The 17,902-nt window shown below is 60.2% G+C and carries 20 protein-coding genes; 12 read left to right on the forward strand and 8 right to left on the reverse strand.

Annotated elements, in window-relative coordinates; all coding sequences use genetic code 11:
- The first annotated feature begins 2 nt into the window (after positions 1–2).
- The 6 genes from atuC (at position 3) to ppnP (ending at position 6,684) form a co-directional block, all read left to right on the forward strand.
- Positions 3–1,619, forward strand: a complete 1,617-nt coding sequence (gene atuC, locus ACS4NR_RS12885; protein WP_095137337.1) for a geranyl-CoA carboxylase subunit beta — start codon at positions 3–5, stop codon at positions 1,617–1,619.
- Between the two features lie 30 nt (positions 1,620–1,649).
- On the forward strand, positions 1,650–2,807 hold the full coding sequence (atuD, locus tag ACS4NR_RS12890) for a citronellyl-CoA dehydrogenase (RefSeq protein WP_115983977.1): 1,158 nt from the start codon (positions 1,650–1,652) through the stop codon (positions 2,805–2,807).
- A complete protein-coding gene (locus tag ACS4NR_RS12895; protein WP_456020299.1) occupies positions 2,804–3,601 on the forward strand; it encodes an enoyl-CoA hydratase/isomerase family protein in 798 nt (265 codons plus the stop codon). The genes atuD and ACS4NR_RS12895 overlap by 4 nt, the downstream gene beginning before the upstream one ends.
- 109 nt (positions 3,602–3,710) lie before the next feature.
- Positions 3,711–5,672 (forward strand): acetyl/propionyl/methylcrotonyl-CoA carboxylase subunit alpha, encoded by a 1,962-nt coding sequence (locus ACS4NR_RS12900; protein ID WP_456020300.1) that lies wholly within the window; start codon positions 3,711–3,713, stop codon positions 5,670–5,672.
- Positions 5,673–5,742: 70 nt separating this feature from the next.
- Positions 5,743–6,285, forward strand: coding sequence for an exonuclease domain-containing protein (locus tag ACS4NR_RS12905; RefSeq protein ID WP_027613412.1), 543 nt, complete (start codon positions 5,743–5,745; stop codon positions 6,283–6,285).
- A 114-nt stretch (positions 6,286–6,399) separates the two neighbouring features.
- Positions 6,400–6,684, forward strand: a complete 285-nt coding sequence (gene ppnP, locus ACS4NR_RS12910) for a pyrimidine/purine nucleoside phosphorylase (RefSeq protein WP_115983980.1) — start codon at positions 6,400–6,402, stop codon at positions 6,682–6,684.
- Positions 6,685–6,755: 71 nt separating this feature from the next.
- On the opposite strand, the gene ACS4NR_RS12915 is transcribed toward ppnP, so the two are convergent.
- Positions 6,756–7,562, reverse strand: a complete 807-nt coding sequence (locus ACS4NR_RS12915; RefSeq protein ID WP_095137332.1) for an MOSC domain-containing protein — start codon at positions 7,560–7,562, stop codon at positions 6,756–6,758.
- Positions 7,563–7,760: 198 nt separating this feature from the next.
- Positions 7,761–8,696: a chemotaxis protein CheV gene (locus tag ACS4NR_RS12920; protein WP_095137331.1), complete on the reverse strand. Its 936-nt coding sequence runs from the start codon at positions 8,694–8,696 to the stop codon at positions 7,761–7,763.
- A gap of 456 nt (positions 8,697–9,152) precedes the next feature.
- On the opposite strand from ACS4NR_RS12920, the gene ACS4NR_RS12925 reads away from it, so the two are divergent.
- From ACS4NR_RS12925 to ACS4NR_RS12935, 3 genes are all read left to right on the forward strand, one after another.
- Entirely contained in the window at positions 9,153–9,623 is a 471-nt protein-coding gene (locus ACS4NR_RS12925) for a hypothetical protein (RefSeq protein ID WP_456020301.1), read from the forward strand.
- 491 nt (positions 9,624–10,114) lie between these two features.
- On the forward strand, positions 10,115–11,008 hold the full coding sequence (locus ACS4NR_RS12930; protein WP_456020388.1) for a sensor histidine kinase: 894 nt from the start codon (positions 10,115–10,117) through the stop codon (positions 11,006–11,008).
- Entirely contained in the window at positions 11,005–11,664 is a 660-nt protein-coding gene (locus tag ACS4NR_RS12935) for a response regulator (RefSeq protein WP_095137328.1), read from the forward strand. Before ACS4NR_RS12930 ends, ACS4NR_RS12935 begins: the two co-directional genes overlap by 4 nt.
- Here ACS4NR_RS12935 and yegS read toward each other — a convergent pair.
- Positions 11,648–12,565, reverse strand: a complete 918-nt coding sequence (gene yegS, locus ACS4NR_RS12940) for a lipid kinase YegS (protein ID WP_166496819.1) — start codon at positions 12,563–12,565, stop codon at positions 11,648–11,650. The genes ACS4NR_RS12935 and yegS overlap by 17 nt on opposite strands.
- A gap of 319 nt (positions 12,566–12,884) precedes the next feature.
- Between yegS and ACS4NR_RS12945 the strand changes: the two genes are divergently transcribed.
- On the forward strand, positions 12,885–13,193 hold the full coding sequence (locus ACS4NR_RS12945; protein ID WP_177439995.1) for a hypothetical protein: 309 nt from the start codon (positions 12,885–12,887) through the stop codon (positions 13,191–13,193).
- Positions 13,194–13,250: 57 nt separating this feature from the next.
- Here the strand turns inward: ACS4NR_RS12945 and ACS4NR_RS12950 are convergent, their stop codons facing one another.
- Positions 13,251–14,477, reverse strand: coding sequence for a molybdopterin molybdotransferase MoeA (locus ACS4NR_RS12950; protein ID WP_456020302.1), 1,227 nt, complete (start codon positions 14,475–14,477; stop codon positions 13,251–13,253).
- Positions 14,461–15,000 (reverse strand): molybdenum cofactor biosynthesis protein B, encoded by a 540-nt coding sequence (moaB, locus tag ACS4NR_RS12955; protein WP_003226719.1) that lies wholly within the window; start codon positions 14,998–15,000, stop codon positions 14,461–14,463. The genes ACS4NR_RS12950 and moaB overlap by 17 nt, the downstream gene beginning before the upstream one ends.
- An 82-nt stretch (positions 15,001–15,082) precedes the next feature.
- Between moaB and mobA the strand changes: the two genes are divergently transcribed.
- Together mobA and ACS4NR_RS12965 are read left to right on the forward strand one after the other, a co-directional pair.
- Positions 15,083–15,685 (forward strand): molybdenum cofactor guanylyltransferase MobA, encoded by a 603-nt coding sequence (gene mobA / locus ACS4NR_RS12960; protein ID WP_456020303.1) that lies wholly within the window; start codon positions 15,083–15,085, stop codon positions 15,683–15,685.
- A gap of 78 nt (positions 15,686–15,763) precedes the next feature.
- Entirely contained in the window at positions 15,764–15,985 is a 222-nt protein-coding gene (locus ACS4NR_RS12965) for a YgdI/YgdR family lipoprotein (protein WP_027613420.1), read from the forward strand.
- Between the two features lie 76 nt (positions 15,986–16,061).
- Here ACS4NR_RS12965 and ACS4NR_RS12970 read toward each other — a convergent pair whose 3' ends face one another.
- The 3 genes from ACS4NR_RS12970 to ACS4NR_RS12980 form a co-directional block, all read right to left on the reverse strand.
- Positions 16,062–16,952: a pseudouridine synthase gene (locus ACS4NR_RS12970; RefSeq protein ID WP_456020304.1), complete on the reverse strand. Its 891-nt coding sequence runs from the start codon at positions 16,950–16,952 to the stop codon at positions 16,062–16,064.
- An 81-nt stretch (positions 16,953–17,033) separates the two neighbouring features.
- The gene (locus ACS4NR_RS12975; protein WP_003226726.1) at positions 17,034–17,351 is read right to left on the reverse strand and encodes a transcriptional regulator; all 318 of its coding nucleotides are present in this window, start codon (positions 17,349–17,351) and stop codon (positions 17,034–17,036) included.
- A gap of 164 nt (positions 17,352–17,515) precedes the next feature.
- Entirely contained in the window at positions 17,516–17,752 is a 237-nt protein-coding gene (locus ACS4NR_RS12980) for a glutaredoxin family protein (protein WP_166496823.1), read from the reverse strand.
- Positions 17,753–17,902: the final 150 nt, after the last annotated feature.

The raw sequence follows: 17,902 nt of genomic DNA on the forward strand, positions 1-17,902 counted from the left end.
CCATGCCGCAGATCCAGTCCCAACTCGATCCGCACAGTGAAGCTTTCGCGCGCAACTGCGCGGCGATGCTCACGGCCATCGAGCAAGTCCAGCAACTGGAACAGAACCTGCTGAACAAGGCTGCCGAAGCCAAGGGCAAATTCGACAAGCGCGGGCAACTGCTGCCCCGCGAACGCCTGAACCTGCTGCTCGACCCCGGCGCGCCGTTCCTCGAACTGGCGAGTCTGGCCGGCTACAAGCTGCACGACGACAAGGACGGCAGCGCTGCCGGTGGCGGCCTGATCGCCGGCATCGGTTACGTGTCCGGCATACGGGCGATGGTGGTGGCCAACAACAGCGCGATCAAGGGCGGCACGATCTCCCCCACCGGCCTGAAAAAATCCCTGCGCCTGCAACAGATCGCCCTGGAAAACAAACTGCCGGTGATCACTCTGGCCGAAAGCGGCGGTGCCAACCTCAATTATGCGGCGGAGATATTCGTCGAAGGCGCACGCAGCTTTGCCAATCAGGCGCGGATGTCAGCAATGGGCCTGCCGCAGATCACCGTGGTGCACGGCTCGGCCACGGCCGGTGGCGCCTATCAGCCGGGGCTGTCGGATTACGTGGTGGTGGTGCGCGGCAAGGCCAAGTTGTTTCTTGCCGGGCCGCCGCTACTCAAAGCCGCAACCGGCGAAGTCGCCACCGATGAACAACTGGGTGGCGCCGAGATGCACGCACAGGTCGCCGGCACCGCCGAGTATCTGGCCGAGAACGATGCGGATGGCGTGCGGCTGGTGCGCGAAATCCTGCGCATGCTGCCGTGGAACGAGCAACTGCCGTGGCTGCCAGAGCCGCAATACAAAGCGCCGCTGTACCCGATCGACGAGTTGCTCGGGCTGATTCCCGACGACCCGAAGAAGCCCTACGACGTGCGCGAAATCATTGCGCGGATTGCCGATGAATCGGAGTTTCTCGAATTCAAGGGCGAGTTCGATCAGCAAACCATCTGCGGCCAGTTGAAAATCCAGGGCCGTGCTTGCGGCTTGATCGGCAACAACGGCCCGATTACGCCGGCTGGCGCGAGCAAGGCCGCGCAGTTCATTCAGCTGTGCGATCAGAGCCAGACGCCGCTGCTGTTTTTCCACAACACCACCGGGTTCATGGTCGGCACCGAGTCCGAGCAGCAAGGCGTGATCAAACACGGCTCGAAACTGATTCAAGCGGTGGCCAATGCCCGAGTGCCTAAACTGACGATTGTCGTCGGTGGCTCCTACGGTGCCGGCAACTATGCGATGTGCGGACGCGGTCTCGATCCACGTTTCATCTTCGCCTGGCCCAATAGCCGCACCGCGGTGATGGGCGGCGCGCAGGCCGGCAAGGTGCTGCGCATCGTCACAGAGGCCAAACAGCTCAAGGAGGGACTGGTGCCGGATCCGAAAATGCTCGACATGCTCGAACAGGTCACCGCGCAGAAACTCGACAGCCAGTCCACCGCGCTCTACGGCAGCGCCAACCTGTGGGACGACGGCCTGATCGACCCACGCGACACGCGCACCCTGCTCGGTTACCTGCTGGATATCTGCCACGAAGCCGACATCCGCACGCTGCAACCCAACAGCTTCGGCGTCAGCCGCTTCTGACTGCCTCGGACTACAAGGAGAACAATAAAAATGATCTTCACCCCGGAACACGAAGCCCTGCGCCGCACCGTCCGCCAATTCGTCGAACACGAGATCAATCCGCACGTCGATGAATGGGAAAAGGCCGGACGCTTTCCGATCCACGAGATTTTTCGCAAGGCCGGCGACCTCGGTCTGCTGGGGATTTCCAAACCGGAAAAATTCGGCGGCATGGGCCTCGACTACAGCTACTCGATCGTCGCCGCCGAAGAGTTCGGCACCATCCATTGCGGCGGCATTCCGATGTCGATTGGCGTGCAGACCGACATGTGCACCCCGGCGCTGGCCCGCTTTGGCTCCGATGAATTGCGCGACGAATTCCTCCGTCCGGCGATCACCGGCGAGCAGGTCGGTTGCATCGGGGTCTCGGAAGTCGGTGCCGGTTCCGACGTCGCCGGGCTCAAGACCACCGCGCGCAAGGACGGCGACGACTACGTGATCAACGGCAGCAAGATGTGGATCACCAACTCGCCCAGCGCCGACTTCATCTGCCTGCTGGCCAACACCTCGGACGACAAGCCGCACATCAACAAGTCGCTGATCATGGTGCCGATGAACACCCCGGGGATCAGCCTCAGCTCGCACCTGGACAAGCTCGGCATGCGCAGCTCGGAAACCGCCCAGGTGTTTTTCGACAACGTGCGTGTGCCGCAGCGCAACCGCATCGGCCACGAAGGCGCCGGGTTCATGATGCAGATGCTGCAGTTCCAGGAAGAACGCCTGTTCGGCGCGGCGAACATGATCAAGGGCCTGGAATATTGCGTCGACAGCACCATCGAGTACTGCAAGGAGCGCAAGACCTTCGGCAATGCGCTGATCGACAATCAGGTGATCCACTTCCGCCTCGCCGAACTGCAGACCGAAATCGAATGCCTGCGGGCACTTGTCTATCAGGCCACCGAGCAATATGTGAAAGGTCAGGACGTCACGCGCCTGGCGTCGATGGCCAAACTCAAGGCCGGGCGTCTCGGCCGTGAGGTCAGCGACAGCTGCCTGCAATATTGGGGCGGCATGGGCTTCATGTGGGACAACCCGGTGGCTCGCGCCTATCGCGATGTGCGCCTGGTGTCGATTGGCGGCGGCGCCGACGAAATCATGCTGGGGATCATCTGCAAACTGATGGGCATCCTGCCGGGGAAAAAGAAATGAGCCCCCTGCCCGACTGCCAGACTCTGCTGCTGGAACAGCACGGCGGCGTGCTGCACATCACCCTCAATCGCCCGGACAGCCGCAATGCGATGAGCCTGCAGATGGTCAGCGAACTGCGTGCGGTGCTGGCGGCAGTGCGTGATGACCGCGGGGTTCGCGCTCTGGTCCTCAGCGGTGCCGGAGGGCATTTCTGTGCCGGTGGCGATATCAAGGACATGGCCAATGCCCGTGCCCAAGGGGCCGACGCTTACCGCGAATTGAACCGCGCCTTCGGTGCCCTGCTGCAAGAAGCTCAGGACGCACCACAAGTGCTGATCACCGTTTTACAGGGCGCAGTGCTCGGTGGTGGTTTCGGGCTGGCATGTGTCAGTGACATCGCCATGGCCGATCATCAGGCGCAGTTCGGCCTGCCGGAAACCAGTTTGGGTTTGCTGCCGGCGCAGATTGCGCCATTCGTGGTGCAGCGCATCGGCCTGACCGAAACCCGCCGCCTGGCACTGACCGCTGCGCGCTTCGATGGCCATCAGGCGAGGCGGTTAGGGCTGGTGCATTTCGTCGAGCAGGATCCGCAGGCCCTGGCAGAACGCCTCGACGAAGTGCTCGATCATGTTCTGTGCTGCGCGCCCGAGGCGAATGCGGCGACGAAAAAACTGCTGTTGGCCAGTGCCGGACAACCGTCGAGTGAATTGCTGGATGAAGCAGCGCGGTGGTTCAGCGAAGCGGTGACCGGGGCCGAAGGGATCGAGGGCACCATGGCTTTCGTGCAAAAACGTAAACCTGGGTGGGCCCCTTAAAAGCTTCGCGAGCAAGCCCGCTCCCACAGACGAAACGCATTCCAAATGTGGGAGCGGGCTTGCTCGCGAGGAGGCCAGCACCGACACCGCAAATTCCGAGGGAACAGCCATGCCCACCATCCACAAAATCCTGATCGCCAACCGCGGTGAAATCGCCTGCCGCATCCAGCGCACCGCACAGGCCCTCGGCTATCGCACCGTCGCCGTATTCAGCGATGCCGACGCCGATGCCCTGCACGTGCAGATGGCCGACCAAGCGGTAAACATCGGCCCGGCAGCGGTGCAACAGTCCTACCTGAACATCCCGGCGATCCTTGACGCCGCACGCCGCAGCGGTGCCGACGCGATCCACCCAGGCTACGGCTTTCTCTCGGAAAACGCCGGATTCGCCCGCGCCTGCGCAGAGGCAGGCCTGACCTTTATCGGCCCCAGCGCCGAGGCCATCGAGCTGATGGGCAGCAAGCGCCTGTCGAAAATCGCCATGCTCGACGCCGGCGTTCCCTGCATCGCCGGCTATCAAGGCGCAGCGCAAGACGACGCCACCTTGCTGCGCGAAGCCGAGCGCATCGGCTACCCGCTGATGATCAAGGCCAGCGCTGGCGGTGGTGGGCGCGGCATGCGTCTGGTGCACAACAGTGAAGAGTTGCCAGCGCAACTGCGCACCGCCCGCTCGGAGGCGCTGAACGGTTTCGGCAGCGACGAACTGATCCTCGAACAGGCGCTGATCGAACCACGACACGTCGAGGTACAACTGTTCGGCGACCGCCACGGCAACCTGATCTACCTCGGCGAGCGCGATTGCTCGGTGCAGCGCCGCCACCAGAAAGTCATCGAGGAAGCACCCTGCCCGGTGATGACCCGCGAGTTGCGCCAGGCCATGGGCGAAGCGGCATTGAATGCTGGTCGGGCAGTGAATTACGTCGGTGCCGGCACCGTCGAGTTTCTGCTCGATGCCGGTGGGCAGTTCTACTTTCTGGAAATGAACACCCGTCTGCAAGTCGAGCATCCGGTGACCGAGTTGATCACCGGGCAGGATCTGGTCGCCTGGCAATTGGCCGTCGCCGAAGGCCAGCCGCTGCCGCTGACTCAGGAACAGATCACGCTGAACGGCCACGCCATGGAAGTGCGTCTGTATGCCGAGGATCCGACACAGAATTTCCTGCCGCAGACCGGTCGTGTACAGGCCTGGGAACCGGTGTTGGGTCCGGGGGCGCGGATCGATCACGGCTTGCGCGAAGGTCAGTCGATAAGCCCGTTCTACGACCCGATGCTCGGCAAACTTATTGCCCACGGCGCCACCCGCGAGGAGGCACGCCGCAAGCTGCTGCGCGCGGTGCAGGACAGTGTGCTGCTCGGCGTCCAGAGTAATCAGCGTTTGCTGGTCAGCCTGCTGCAACATCCGCAGTTCATCAGCGGCGAATTCAGCACCGCGTTCATTGCTCAGCACTTCACTGACCACCCGTCTCTGCATGCTTACGCCCCCACCGCCGAGGAACTGGCCATCGCCGCCGTGCTGTTTTATCAGTCTGGCGCGCAGGCGCATCGTGCGCCGCTCAAGGGCTGGCGCAACAATGTCGGCGCGCCACTTGATTACCGCGTCGGGCTTGAACAGCAGGACTGGATCGTGCAAGTGCTCGCTGGCAGCGATGATCGCTTCACCGTGAACGTGATGCAGCGCGCACTTGCGCTGACCGTCATCGATTGCGACGAGCGCGCGGTGACACTGGAAGTCGACGGCCTGCGCCAACGTCACGCCTACCGGATCGATGGCGAAGAACTCTGGCTGTTCACCCACCCCGGCAACCTGCGCCTGGAGGATCGAACTCATGCGCTGATCAGCAGTCAGAGCAGCGTCAGCTCCGGCACACTGAAAGCGCCGATGGACGGTGCCATCGTCGACGTGCTGGTCAGCGAAGGCAGCCCGGTCAGCAAGGGTCAGTTGCTGGTGGTGCTGGAGGCAATGAAAATGGAGCATCCGCTCAAGGCCGGCATCGACGGCGTGCTCAAGCGGGTGCAGGTCAAGGTCGGCGATCAGGTAAAAAATCGTCAGGTTCTGTTGCAGGTCGAGTGAGTCGCCAGGCGCAAACGCAAGGTTTGACTACGCTCTGATCTATCAGGACGCGTAAATCAGGAAACCTGCGATGCCCCATTGGCTGGTCATTGATCTGGAAGCCACCACAGATGAAGGTGGCTGGCCGGTTACGGAAATGGAAATCATCGAAATCGGCGCGACGCTGGTCGACCGTGCCGGTCGCGAGCAGGATCACTTTCAGCGCTTCGTCAAACCGACCCGGCGGCCGTTGCTGACGCCGTTCTGCCGTGAGCTCACGCACATCACCCAGGCCAACATCGACGCCGCGCAGCCGTTGAACGAGGTCTGGCCGGCCTTCGAACGCTGGCTCGGCCAACACCAGACGCGCCTCGAAGGCTGGGCCAGCTGGGGCGATTACGACCGCAAACAGTTGCTCCAGGAATGGCAGCGCCTGCAACTCGACAGCCTGCTGAGCCGGGTGCCGCACATGAACCTCAAACAGCGCTTCGCCAAGGCCCGGCGCCTGGAGCGACCATTGGGGTTGAACGGTGCGCTGCAACTGGCCGGCATGCAGTTCAGCGGGCAACAGCACCGGGCCCTGGAAGATGCGCGCAATACCGCGCGGTTATTGCCGTTGGTCTTGCCACTCTGAAGTCATGGCGAGAACTCGCCGGACACGCCCCGGGCAGGTGACGGCGCCGGGAGCGTTGTGCATACTGGCCAGCCCTTTTTAACCCCTGTTTGCCCTTTTCGAGAGGAATCGCCCATGTTCAAAGTCAACGAGTACTTCGACGGCACCGTCAAGTCGATCGCTTTTGGCACCGCTGAAGGTCCGGCGACCATCGGCGTCATGGCCCCGGGCGAATACGAATTCGGCACCGCTCAGCGTGAAATCATGCACGTGGTCTCCGGCGCGCTGACCGTCAAACTGCCAGACAGCAGCGACTGGGAAACCTTCGCCGCCGGCAGCCAGTTCAACGTTCCGGCCAACAGCAAGTTCCAGCTGAAAGTCGCCGTTGATAGCGCTTACCTGTGCGAATACCGCGGCTAAGTCCACGGCTTTTTCCGGTGCAAAAAAATGCCCGTGTCCATGGACACGGGCATTTTCATTTCCGACCTCGGTTACTCGAGGATTTCCACCGGCATTCCGACTTCCAGTTGACCATTGCTGTCATTGACCAGGTTCTGCCCGAACATCGCCCCATCGGCCTGCGCACGGTATTTCTGCAGGGTTGCCAGTGGTTCGCGATCAGCACTGCGTTCGCCGGTCTGCGGATCGATGGTGGTCAGAATGCAGCGTGAGCAAGGTTTCACCACGCGGAACTCGACATCACCGATGCGAATGCGCTTCCAGCCATCCTCGGCGAACGCCGCGCTGCCTTCGATCACCAGATTCGGCCGAAAGCGCAGCATCTCCAGCGGCCGTCCGACCTTTTGCACCAGATCCTCAAGTGACGCTTCGCCAATCAGCAATAGCGGGAAACCGTCGGCGAACGCGACCTGATCGTCCTCACGGCCATAACCGGCCTGCGTCATGCGCGCGCGATCAAGTGGCACCTGCACCAGACGGGTCGGCTTGCCGATGAAATCGCTGACCCAACGGGCGGCATCATCACCCGCATCCGGAACCCGCAGGGTGTCACGCCAGATGGTCACACCGCGCAAGTCGGAATCGGCCTCGGGCAATGGCACGTCCAGCGCGGCAAGCCCGGGCGCGCTGAGGGTCAGACCGCCCTGTGCGTTCCACAACGCCGACAGCTGACTCATTTTCGCTTCGGCCCGCTGGGTCAGAAAGCGCCCGCTGGCCTCGTCCACGAGCATCCAGCGTCGGTCCCCTGCAAGGCCCAGTTTGTCCAGGCCAATCGATTGCAGAATCTCGGGTTTGCCGGATTTCAACGGGTAACGATAAAGCGCGCTCAGACGCAGCATGGCCAGCTCCCTGGTGGGCAAAAATGCCACCCTATACGAGCTTTATCGGCGAATCAAAGCCTGATGCACGCACCCGCAAAGATAGTTTGTGGCGAGGAGATTTATCCCCGATGGGGCGCGAAGCGGCCCCACTTGAATCAAGAAAGCGGGACTGCTGCACAGTCCATCGGGGATAAATCCCCTCGCTACAGGTTTTCGTCAGGCCGGCACTTCATCGAGCATCAGACGCTGACGCACCACGTCGACCAGTTTGTCTGGCTGGAACTTGGAGAGGAAGTTGTCGCAACCGACCTTCTTCACCATCGAGTCGTTGAAGCTGCCGGACAGCGAGGTGTGCAACACCACGTAAAGACCGCGCAGACGCGGATCGTTGCGGATCTCGGTGGTCAGACGATAGCCGTCCATTTCCGGCATTTCCGCGTCGGTGAACACCATCAGCAGCTTGTCGGTCATGTTCACGCCGGTATCGGCCCAGCCCTTGAGCATGTTCAGCGCCTTCAGACCATCACTGGCGATGTGCATCTTCACCCCGAGCTGGCCGAGGGTGTCACGCAATTGCGAGAGCGCGACGTTGGAGTCGTCCACCAGCAGCACTTCGCGACCACGGGCACGCTCCAGTACCGGATCGTCGAGCTTGTCGCGCGAAACCTTGGCGTTGTACGGGACGATTTCAGCGAGCACTTTCTCGACGTCGATGATTTCCACCAGTTGATCGTCAACCTTGCTGATCGCGGTCAGGTAGTGCTGGCGGCCAGCACTGGTCGGCGGCGGCAGAATGGCTTCCCAGTTCATGTTGACGATGCGATCCACACCACCGACGAGGAAAGCCTGCACCGAACGGTTGTACTCGGTGACGATAATGGTGCTGTTCGGGCCCGGCACCAGCGGGCGCATGCCGATCGCCTGAGACAGGTCGATCACCGGCAGCGTCTGGCCGCGCAGGTTGACCACGCCGCAGACAAACGGATGACGCTGCGGCATCAGGGTCAGCTTCGGCAGTTGCAGAACTTCCTGAACCTTGAACACGTTAATCGCGAACAATTGGCGTCCGGCCAGTCGAAACATGAGAATTTCCAGGCGATTCTCACCCACCAGTTGCGTGCGTTGGTCTACCGTGTCGAGAATGCCGGCCATCAATGACTCCTGGGCTTGTTCTGATGAATTCATTACTAAGTGGGGTTATCGGCTGTTTATGGCGATTCTTGATCCCCACAAAATTCACCATCAAAATGCCACACACGGGCATTGATGTCACATTAACATCATGGTTTACTGACCCGGTGTTTTCATCTGCTGCATTCTCTTCTGGCGCGACCATAGTTTGCGCCACAGGTTCCCGTGTGTAAGGGAATCCCCTAGGAACAATCAGGCCCAACCTGATGTTCGCAATATCCAATAGCCATTAATGTGACGCCATTCTCATTGCATGAACGGAGTCAGGCTATTGTGTGCGATCGCAGGTCAGTGGAACCCCACCCTCTGGAAAACCTCAGCCAGTGCACTTGCACGGTGGGGCGCGATCTCCCGACGATCCACGAACGTCGACACACACGGCATTCCCTCATCAGACAAGACGCTGTGGAGATAAGCATGCCAATCGACCGTAAAGACTGGGCGCAACGCTTTCCCGAATTTCTCGTCGAAGCTGAAACACTCCTGGCCAAGTCCGAAGAGTGCCTGAGCCACCTGCAATTGATCAGCAACGACAAGGACGCCATCGACTGCATGCGCAACACCCTGCTCAAGCTGGCGAGCCGGGCTGAAGCGCTGGCACTGGAAGCGATTTCCGAGTTTTCCCTGCATATCCACAGCCTGCTCGACGCTGCGCCGGATCACATCGATCTGCACGCACAGGCGCTGAATGCACTGCAGGACTGTTTCACCTTGATGGCCTGGCAGATCGAACTGGTCGATCACAACACCGGCCAGTTGAGCCTGGATGGCAGCGAACAAACTTCACTGATCGAAGCCTTCGCGTTTCAGGTCGGTCAAAGCCAGTTCAAGCCACCACTCCCAACCCGGCCGCTTCCGCTTTTGTCTTACTCCGAGCGTCAGGCCTGATCCGCCGCATTCAACGCGTAAATCCAGGCTGAACATCGGAATCGCTGAATGTCGCAATTGAATAGTTCATACCTGCCAGCGACAATTCGAATTAAATAATCACACCTGACCCCAGCGGATATTTTGCCGCGGCCTCAGGGTTTGCCTGTGTCTGTATAACCATCAACTTCGCACCGCACGGATCTCTATCAAGCACAATAAAGCGACATTTTCCATAATGGAACTCACGTCCAACATGGCGTATTTCCTGACTCGTTGGACATATATAGCAAACGCGACCAACGGTATCTTAAGTGGTATTATGCCGACCGTTAGTTGCTTTCAACTAATGGCACAGTGATTCAGCGACTGTCATCCATCGAACTTGATGGTCGAATATCGTTCACTGTACTTCGTTAAAATCAATAACATAATTGACAGCATTTTCAGACAGAGATCCGCCAGCCACCGGCCGGTCTGCCCGTAGCGAACATCCATTGGCTCCATCCGTTATGTACGCCAGCCTCAAGTCAATCATCAAATGGCCACCGTCCCGGGAAAATGCACGCCGGTTCACACTCATATTGAGTGTGGTCGCAGCCCTTGGCAGCCTGCTGACCTACGGATTATCTGCTCCGCTTTCACTGGGCCTGCTGCTGTTGAATATTGCCGCCACTGCTTGTGTCTGGGTGCAATACCGGCTGTCACGCAAATCGATCAAGTTTCAGCCTCAGGAACTCGCCGACCGTTTGCTGGAAGTCCAGGAAAACGAACGCCACCGTCTCAGCCGTGAACTGCACGACGACATCGGTCAGTTACTGACAGCGGCCAAGCTGCAAAGTGAATGGCTGAAAAGACGTCTGCCACCCGACTTGCAAGAGCAATGCTCGACACTCTGCGACACCCTTGAAGAAACGCTCAACAAGGTGCGCGATGTCTCGGCCATTCTCAACCCGCGCCAACTGACCAGCCTCGGCCTGGAAGCCAGCCTGCGTGCGCATTTGCTCAAGACGCTGGCCAACACGTCGGTGCACTGGAGCCTCGATTGCCAGCAGCGGCTCAACGGCATTCCGGAAGAAATGGCGGTCGCTGCTTTCCGCATTACTCAGGAAGCGGTGACCAATATTCTGCGTCACGCGCAGGCCAGCAACCTGTTGATCCGCGTGCAACGCCTGCCACAAGGGCTGACGCTGCTGATCAGCGACGATGGCCAAGGCTTTGCGCCTGCCGCGGATCCAGGTCGGGAAGGACAACGCGGCATGGCCGGGATGGCCGAAAGGATCGAACAGTTGGGCGGTACGCTGAACGTCATCAGCGAACCGGGCAAAGGCACTCAAATCGAAGCACTGTTCCCCTGGGCGCCCCGTGCACTCGAACGGGCCAGTACGAATAAGGTTATGCGTTGACTTGTAACTTACTTCTGGTGGATGACCACTCGCTGATCAGGGCCGGCGTGCGCGCTCTGGTGCTCGACATTCCCGGTTACGCCGTCGTTGGCGAAGCCAGCGATGGCTCGCAACTGCTCGAAATGGTCGAGCAACTGGCACCCGATATCGTATTGCTGGATATCTCGATGAGGGAAACCGGTGGCCTGGAAGCCCTGCAACGGCTCAAGCGCGTAAGGCCACATAGCAAGGTGCTGATTCTGTCGATGCATACCGATCCGGCGCTGATCATGCAGGCGCTGGAATGCGGCGCGCACGGCTATCTGCTCAAGGACACCACGGCCACCGAGCTTGAACATGCCCTCGAAGCCCTGCGCAACAACGAGCGCTACCTGAGCCCGGCGATCGCCCATACCGTAATCAATCAGGCGCTGACCCGCACGCAGAAAAACCAGCCCGAGGTGGCCGACTCGCACAACCTGACGGCACGTCAGCTGGAAATCCTGCGGTTGATCGTGCGCGGTAAATCCACCCGGGAAATCGCCAACGGCCTGGGCCTGAGCATCAAGACCGTCGAAACTCACCGCTCACAGATCATGAAACGCCTGCAGATCTACGACGTGGCGGGTCTGGTGCTGTTCGCGGTGCGCGAACAGATCATCAGTCTGGACGACTGATCAAGCCCGCGCCGCCCAACAGCGGCGAATGCTCCGGCAAATGCACCTGCAAGGCGGCGGGGCGCGCCTCGAAACGCAGGCTGTCGCCCTCCAGCGGCTCGCCGTCAAGGTTGATGCTCAGCCCCTCGGCGACCTTGATTTCAACCCAGGGCAAACGGGCCCGGACAAACATACTGTCGAGGCCGAAGCCGTCGCTGAGCAGATTCTTCAGCGTGCCCACCAACTCCTGTGGCGCCGGCAGAATACTGATGTCCAATAGACCATCGTCCGCCAGTGCCTGCGGGCACAGGACGTGTCCGCCGCCCGCCTGACGACCGTTACCGATGCCCAATGCGAGCAGCTCGCCACTCCAGTGAAAGTCCGGCCCTTGCAGTTCGCCGTAGGCCGCGTGCAGCTCACTGAAGCGCGACAAACCAGTGAACAGATAAGCGGCCCCGCCGAGCACTTTTTTCAGATCTTCAGAGGTATTGGCCGTGACCTGACTGCCGAAACCACCCGTCGCCATGTTCAGGAAAATCTGCCCCCCGACTTCGCCCAGGTCAATCTTGCGCGGTGGCACGTCGAGCATTTCCAGCGCCTCGGCCGGTTCCAGCGGGATCCCCGCCGCGCGGGAAAAATCGTTAGCCGTTCCTAGCGGCAACAGCACCAGACTGGCCTCATCCGGATGCGCGGCAAGCGCTTCGGCGATATCGCGCAACGTGCCATCTCCGCCGCCGGCGATGATCTTCCGATAGCCGCCCGCCAGTGCTTCTTCCACCAGACGCTGAGCGTCACCGGCCTCCCAGGTCAGCCGTACAGCCAACTCCCAGCCCTGCTTGCGCTTGCTTTCGACGGCGGCGCGCACCGCCTCATTGAGTGCCTGCTTGCCATGCAGAATCAACAGCGCCCTGCGTTCACTCATATCGGTCACTCCCCACGATTGAATCGGTGTGAAACATCTTGACCACTGGCGCAGGCAAAAAAGCCATGGCAGCACCATTTAATTCAAGCGAATGACCTGTCGCGTCCTACGCGACGGTATTTTTTCTTACAACATGTGAGGAATCGGCTCAATTGACCGGACACGATCCTTGATTCACCTTGTGCAGGTGGTATCAATTTTCGAATTTAACAACACAAGGATGTGCAGGTAATGATTGGATACACCCTCGGAACTGATGACAGTCTGGATGACGGCAAGGCCAATGTGCTTGCGATTGGAACAGCCGATGGACATTTCCATGCCAAGCCATGAAGCCAGAATTGCAAATAGCCCGGTTGCCCCTCTGGACGAAAGTCGCGCCAGTCACAAATCCGATTTCAGAAAGAATGCCAGAACCGCTGGAGAGGTAGATATGGAACCGCGCGTTACCGAGCTGGAAACCCACCTCAAATACATTCGTCGGGATATGGACGAAGTCCGCGCGGATGTTAAGACCATCAAGCACCGTCTCGCCTATTCGGCGGGTGCAACGGCGGTGGTCCTGGGACTGCTGGGATGGGTTGCCAACAGCCGGTTCGATCAGTTGGTCACACTGATGAGCCATTGACAGGGACATGCAGGCATCGACGCAGTATCGGTCGAGCCTGCAATGACCAGGCGCGAATCAGCCGAGCAGGTCGCTCAGGGGAATAAACCCGACCTCATCGCCCTCCACCAGCGTGCGGCCTTCCAGCACTTCTACCAAACCATCCGCCCAGGCCGCGCTGCGCAGCACACCGGAGCTTTGATTGCGGTAGATGATCGCCCGCCCTAGCTCGAGGCGACCGCGCAGATATTCGCGACGATTGCCGGCCACAGGCCAGACAAAACCTGCCGGAACCGTAAACTTCAGAGGTTCGACATCTTGGACGCCCTGACGCCGCAACAAATAGGGCCGCGTGAGCAGAGCAAAGGTCACCAGCGTCGAAGCGGGGTTGCCCGGCAGGCCGATCACCGGCACCTTGCGAAAATGACCAACTGTCAGCGGTTTGCCCGGTTTGATGGCCAGTTTCCACAGCGCCAGCTCGCCCTCTTCCCGCAATGCGATGCCAAGAAAATCCGCTTCACCGACCGACACGCCTCCGGTCGAGAGAATCAGGTCGACATCCTGCATGTCGCCCAGGCGCGCCCGCGTGGTCGCCAGATCATCCGGAAGAATACCGGCATCGATCACTTCACAACCCAGGCGCTGCAACCAACTGCACAGCACCACCCGATTGCTGTTGAAAATCTGCCCCGCTCCCAACGGCTGACCCGGCTCGACCAGTTCATCGCCGGTGGACAGCACCGCCACTCGGACCTTGCGTACCACATTCAGCCCGGCACATCCCAGCGAAGCCGCCAGACCTTGTTCGATCGGTCCCAGTCGGGTACCTGCCGCCAGGATCAACTCACCAATGGTGGTTTCTTGCCCCTTCAGACGAATGTTCTGGCCGACGCTGATGGTTTCGATGAAGCGCACGCTGCCGTCGTCCTGAACCTCGGCGTTCTCCTGCATTTCCACGCAATCGGCCCCGGCTGGTACTGGCGCACCGGTGAAGATCCGCGCACAGGTACCGGGTTTCAACGGCTCTGGCGCTTGCCCGGCGAAGACTTTCTGGCTGACCGGCAGTGGTGCGCCGGTCCAGTCCGCCAGATTCAGGGCATAACCATCCATGGCGCTGTTTGGCCAGGGCGGCAGATCCAGGGTCGAAATCAGGTCTTCGGCCAGCACCCGCCCCTCGACCTCGGCCAATGGCAGAAACTCGCGCTCGACAATCGGCGAGGCTTCAGCCATTTGCAGCAGGCGGGCCAACGCTTGCTCGACAGGCATCAGGCTGCCGGTCTTGCCCGGCTTACCCACGGGATTCACAAGGCGCCGCCTGCTTCAGGTGAGGGACGAAGTTGCACGGGCGATGCCGCGAATCCAGCTGTTCGGCGAGAATGCCGTCCCAACCGGTGCGCACCGCATTGGTCGAACCTGGCAGGCAGCACACCAGCGTGCCATTGGCCAGACCGGCCAATGCCCGCGACTGCACGGTCGAGGTACCGATATCAGCCACCGAAATCTGCCGGAACAACTCACCAAACCCGTCAACCTGCTTGTCGAGCAGACAAGCCACGGCTTCAGGCGTGCTGTCGCGCCCGGTGAAACCGGTGCCGCCGGTAATCAACACCACCTGCACCACGTCCTCGGCAATCCAGTGGGCAACTTGCGCACGGATCTTGTACAGGTCATCTTTGAGCAAGACCCGCTCGGCCAAGCGGTGGCCGGCAGCAGTCAGGCGGTCGACGAAGACCTGGCCTGAGGTGTCGGTTTCCAGGGTTCGGGTATCGCTGACAGTCAGCACCGCAATGTTCAGCGGCGCAAAAGGTACATCGGCCTTGGCTTTCATTAGGCTCGTCCAGTTGTAGGAGAAACAGCCCGGTGTTATATCACAGCGCCTGAATTTTTCGCCGCCCCGCTGGAGAGCTGCCATGACCTCGAATACGCCATTGCCCCCCTGCTCCATTCTGCTCCTGGCAGGCGGACGCGGCCAGCGCATGGGCGGCCAGGACAAAGGGCTGGTCGAATGGCAGGGTGAGCCGCTGATTGCGAATTTGCAGCGCAAGGTGCGACCGCTGACCGACGATCTGATCATCTCCTGCAATCGCAATCACGAGCGTTATGCCGCTTACGCCGATCAGTTGGTCAGCGATGAGGTAGGCGATTTTCCTGGTCCGCTGGCCGGCATCCTCGCCGGACTCAAGGTCGCCCGCCGCCCGCACCTGCTGGTCTTGCCTTGCGATGTGCCGCGAATCGACGCCGCGCTCTTGCAGGACATGCGTGAGACCGCCGGCCAGTTTCCTGAAAAACCTTTAATGTTGCGTCACGACGACCATTGGGAACCCCTGCTGTGTGTGATTCCCGTCACCCTGTTCCCCGCCTTCGAAACCGCGTGGAACGCCGGTGAACGCAGCCCCGGCCGGGTCATGCGCAATCTCGGCGCGACTGCCCTGCAATGCCCGGACAATGACCCGCGACTGGCCAACCTGAACACCCCCGAACTGTTAAATACGCATAACACTGTGTCAGACTGACAGCATTCAAGGAACTCTCACGCCTTGTATACGTCTCAAGCTCAGTAACCAAAAGTATTCCCATTCGGAGACACACCCATGACTCAACGGACCCTCGCCACTTTCATGCTCGCACTGGGCCTGGCTACCCTCGCTGGTTGCTCCTCGCCAACAGTGCTCACCTTGAATGACGGTCGCGAAATCCAGGCCGTCGACACCCCGAAATACGATGAAGATTCGGGCTTCTACGAGTTCAAGCAACTGGACGGCAAAGAGACCCGCATCAACAAGGATCAGGTTCGCACCGTTAAAGAGCTGTAAGCTTTACGTCGATACCGGATACAGAAAAGCCCGCATTGATGCGGGCTTTTTCATGGGCGCTGGATAGTGGATGGCGTCACCATTGCAAGGTGATCCGGCTCTCGAATTCACGATCCTCACCGGTCACCGGGTCGATAAACCGCAGCCCCTGCGCCAGCAGCTTGAGCGGGTTGGCATAGTCATCCTCAACGTCTTTCAGCACATCCGGGTAAAACGGATCATTGCAGATACTCGCTCCCAGCGCGGTCATGTGTACCCGCAACTGATGCTTCTTGCCGGTCACCGGGTACAGGCCGTAGCGCCACAGATCGCCGTTCTTTTCCCGGACTTCCACCGCAGTTTCCGTATTGGCGACGCCTGGCCCTTCCTGCATGCGGAAAAACGGTTCGCCATCAATCAGGCGACTTTTGTGCACGAGGGGAAATTCCAGTTCAGGCAGCGCACGGGCGATCGCCTCATAGCGCTTGTCGATCTGCCGGGTCGGGAACAACGACTGATAGGCCGAACGGGTCTGCGGATTGGCCGAGAAAATCACCAGCCCCGCCGTGTGCCGGTCGATTCGGTGCAACGGCACCAGATGCGGGTTGTCGAGGCGGCGGATCAGACGACGCAGCAACGTCTGCTCGACGTACTCGCCGGCCGGCGTCACCGGCAGGAAGTGCGGCTTGTCCGCCACCACCAGATGTTCGTCCGCGTACAGGATCGATTCGAGCACCGGGATCGGCTTTTCATCCGGCACCTCACGGAAGTAGTGAATGCGCAGCCCTTCCTTGTACGGCAGATCCAGCGCAATCGGCTGTCCCTGCCCATCCAGCACCCGGCCCCGGGCGATCCGGTCCAGCCATTGCTCGCGACTGATCGCACTGAAATGCTCACACAGGCAATCAAGGACGGTAGGCCAACTCCCCGGAGGAAGGTAAAGGGTGCTGGCCTGATTCTGCGCAGCGCAAAACGTTGGTGTGGACATACGGAAATTCGAACCCTCAATGCAGGTCGGCATTATCCAACACTGAGCGATACGAACCTAGCGCCGATTCCACCACCCGCCTCAGGCCGGAATCGACTTGAGCGCGGCGGCTTCGGTGAATTCCTTGAGCCAGCGCAGCACATCGACCGCCTCCCAGCGTCCCGGGTCATACAACGCATAGAGCAGGCCCTGGTAACCGACCACATCCAGTTGCTTGTGATAACCGGCACGCTGGAACAACGCCTCGATCTCGGCAAAACAGGTGTTGAAATGCAATTTGTTGAAAGGCGTCTTGCCCTCCGTGACCAGCCCGTCCAGGCGCAGCTCGAGGACCGCCTCGCGCACCACGTCAACCGACATCCGGTTCACGCTGTTCTTCAACTGTTCGACATTGACCACGGTTCGTCCCTCTGACTGCCGGATTCACCTGCTCAAGTGATGAAAAGCAGCAGGCCCACCCAATTACTGTATGCACATACAGTAACCGAATAATCCGCAAAGTGCCAAGGGATGGATAACGGTCGCGACCGGCGGACGACAGTGTCATGCCACCGGGAAATAGCTCAGCGCAGGAAGGCCACCACCTGATCGGCACTGAAAGGCCAGCTCAGCTCCGCGCCGGTGTCAGTTCGGCGCAGTACCGGAATCCGCAGGCTGTAAGCCTCGAACCAGGACTCATCGTCAGCAATATCCACCAGTTCGACCAGCAGACCATGCTCGACAAACGGCATCAACTCGGCCTCTGCCACCTCACACAAATGGCATCCCAAGGTGCCGAACAACTGACATTCAGGAGGCATGATCGCTCAACCGGAAAAATGAGCATTCATTCTAGGCCTGCCTCGAAAACCCGTCGAGCCGCTGCCGCCCAAAGGCCCGAACACGACACCCCGTACGCAAAACCCTGACGCAAATCAGTCCACAGAAAAGCCAATCAGGCCATGCTCCCG

It is taken from the genome of Pseudomonas sp. JQ36, assembly GCF_053851495.1.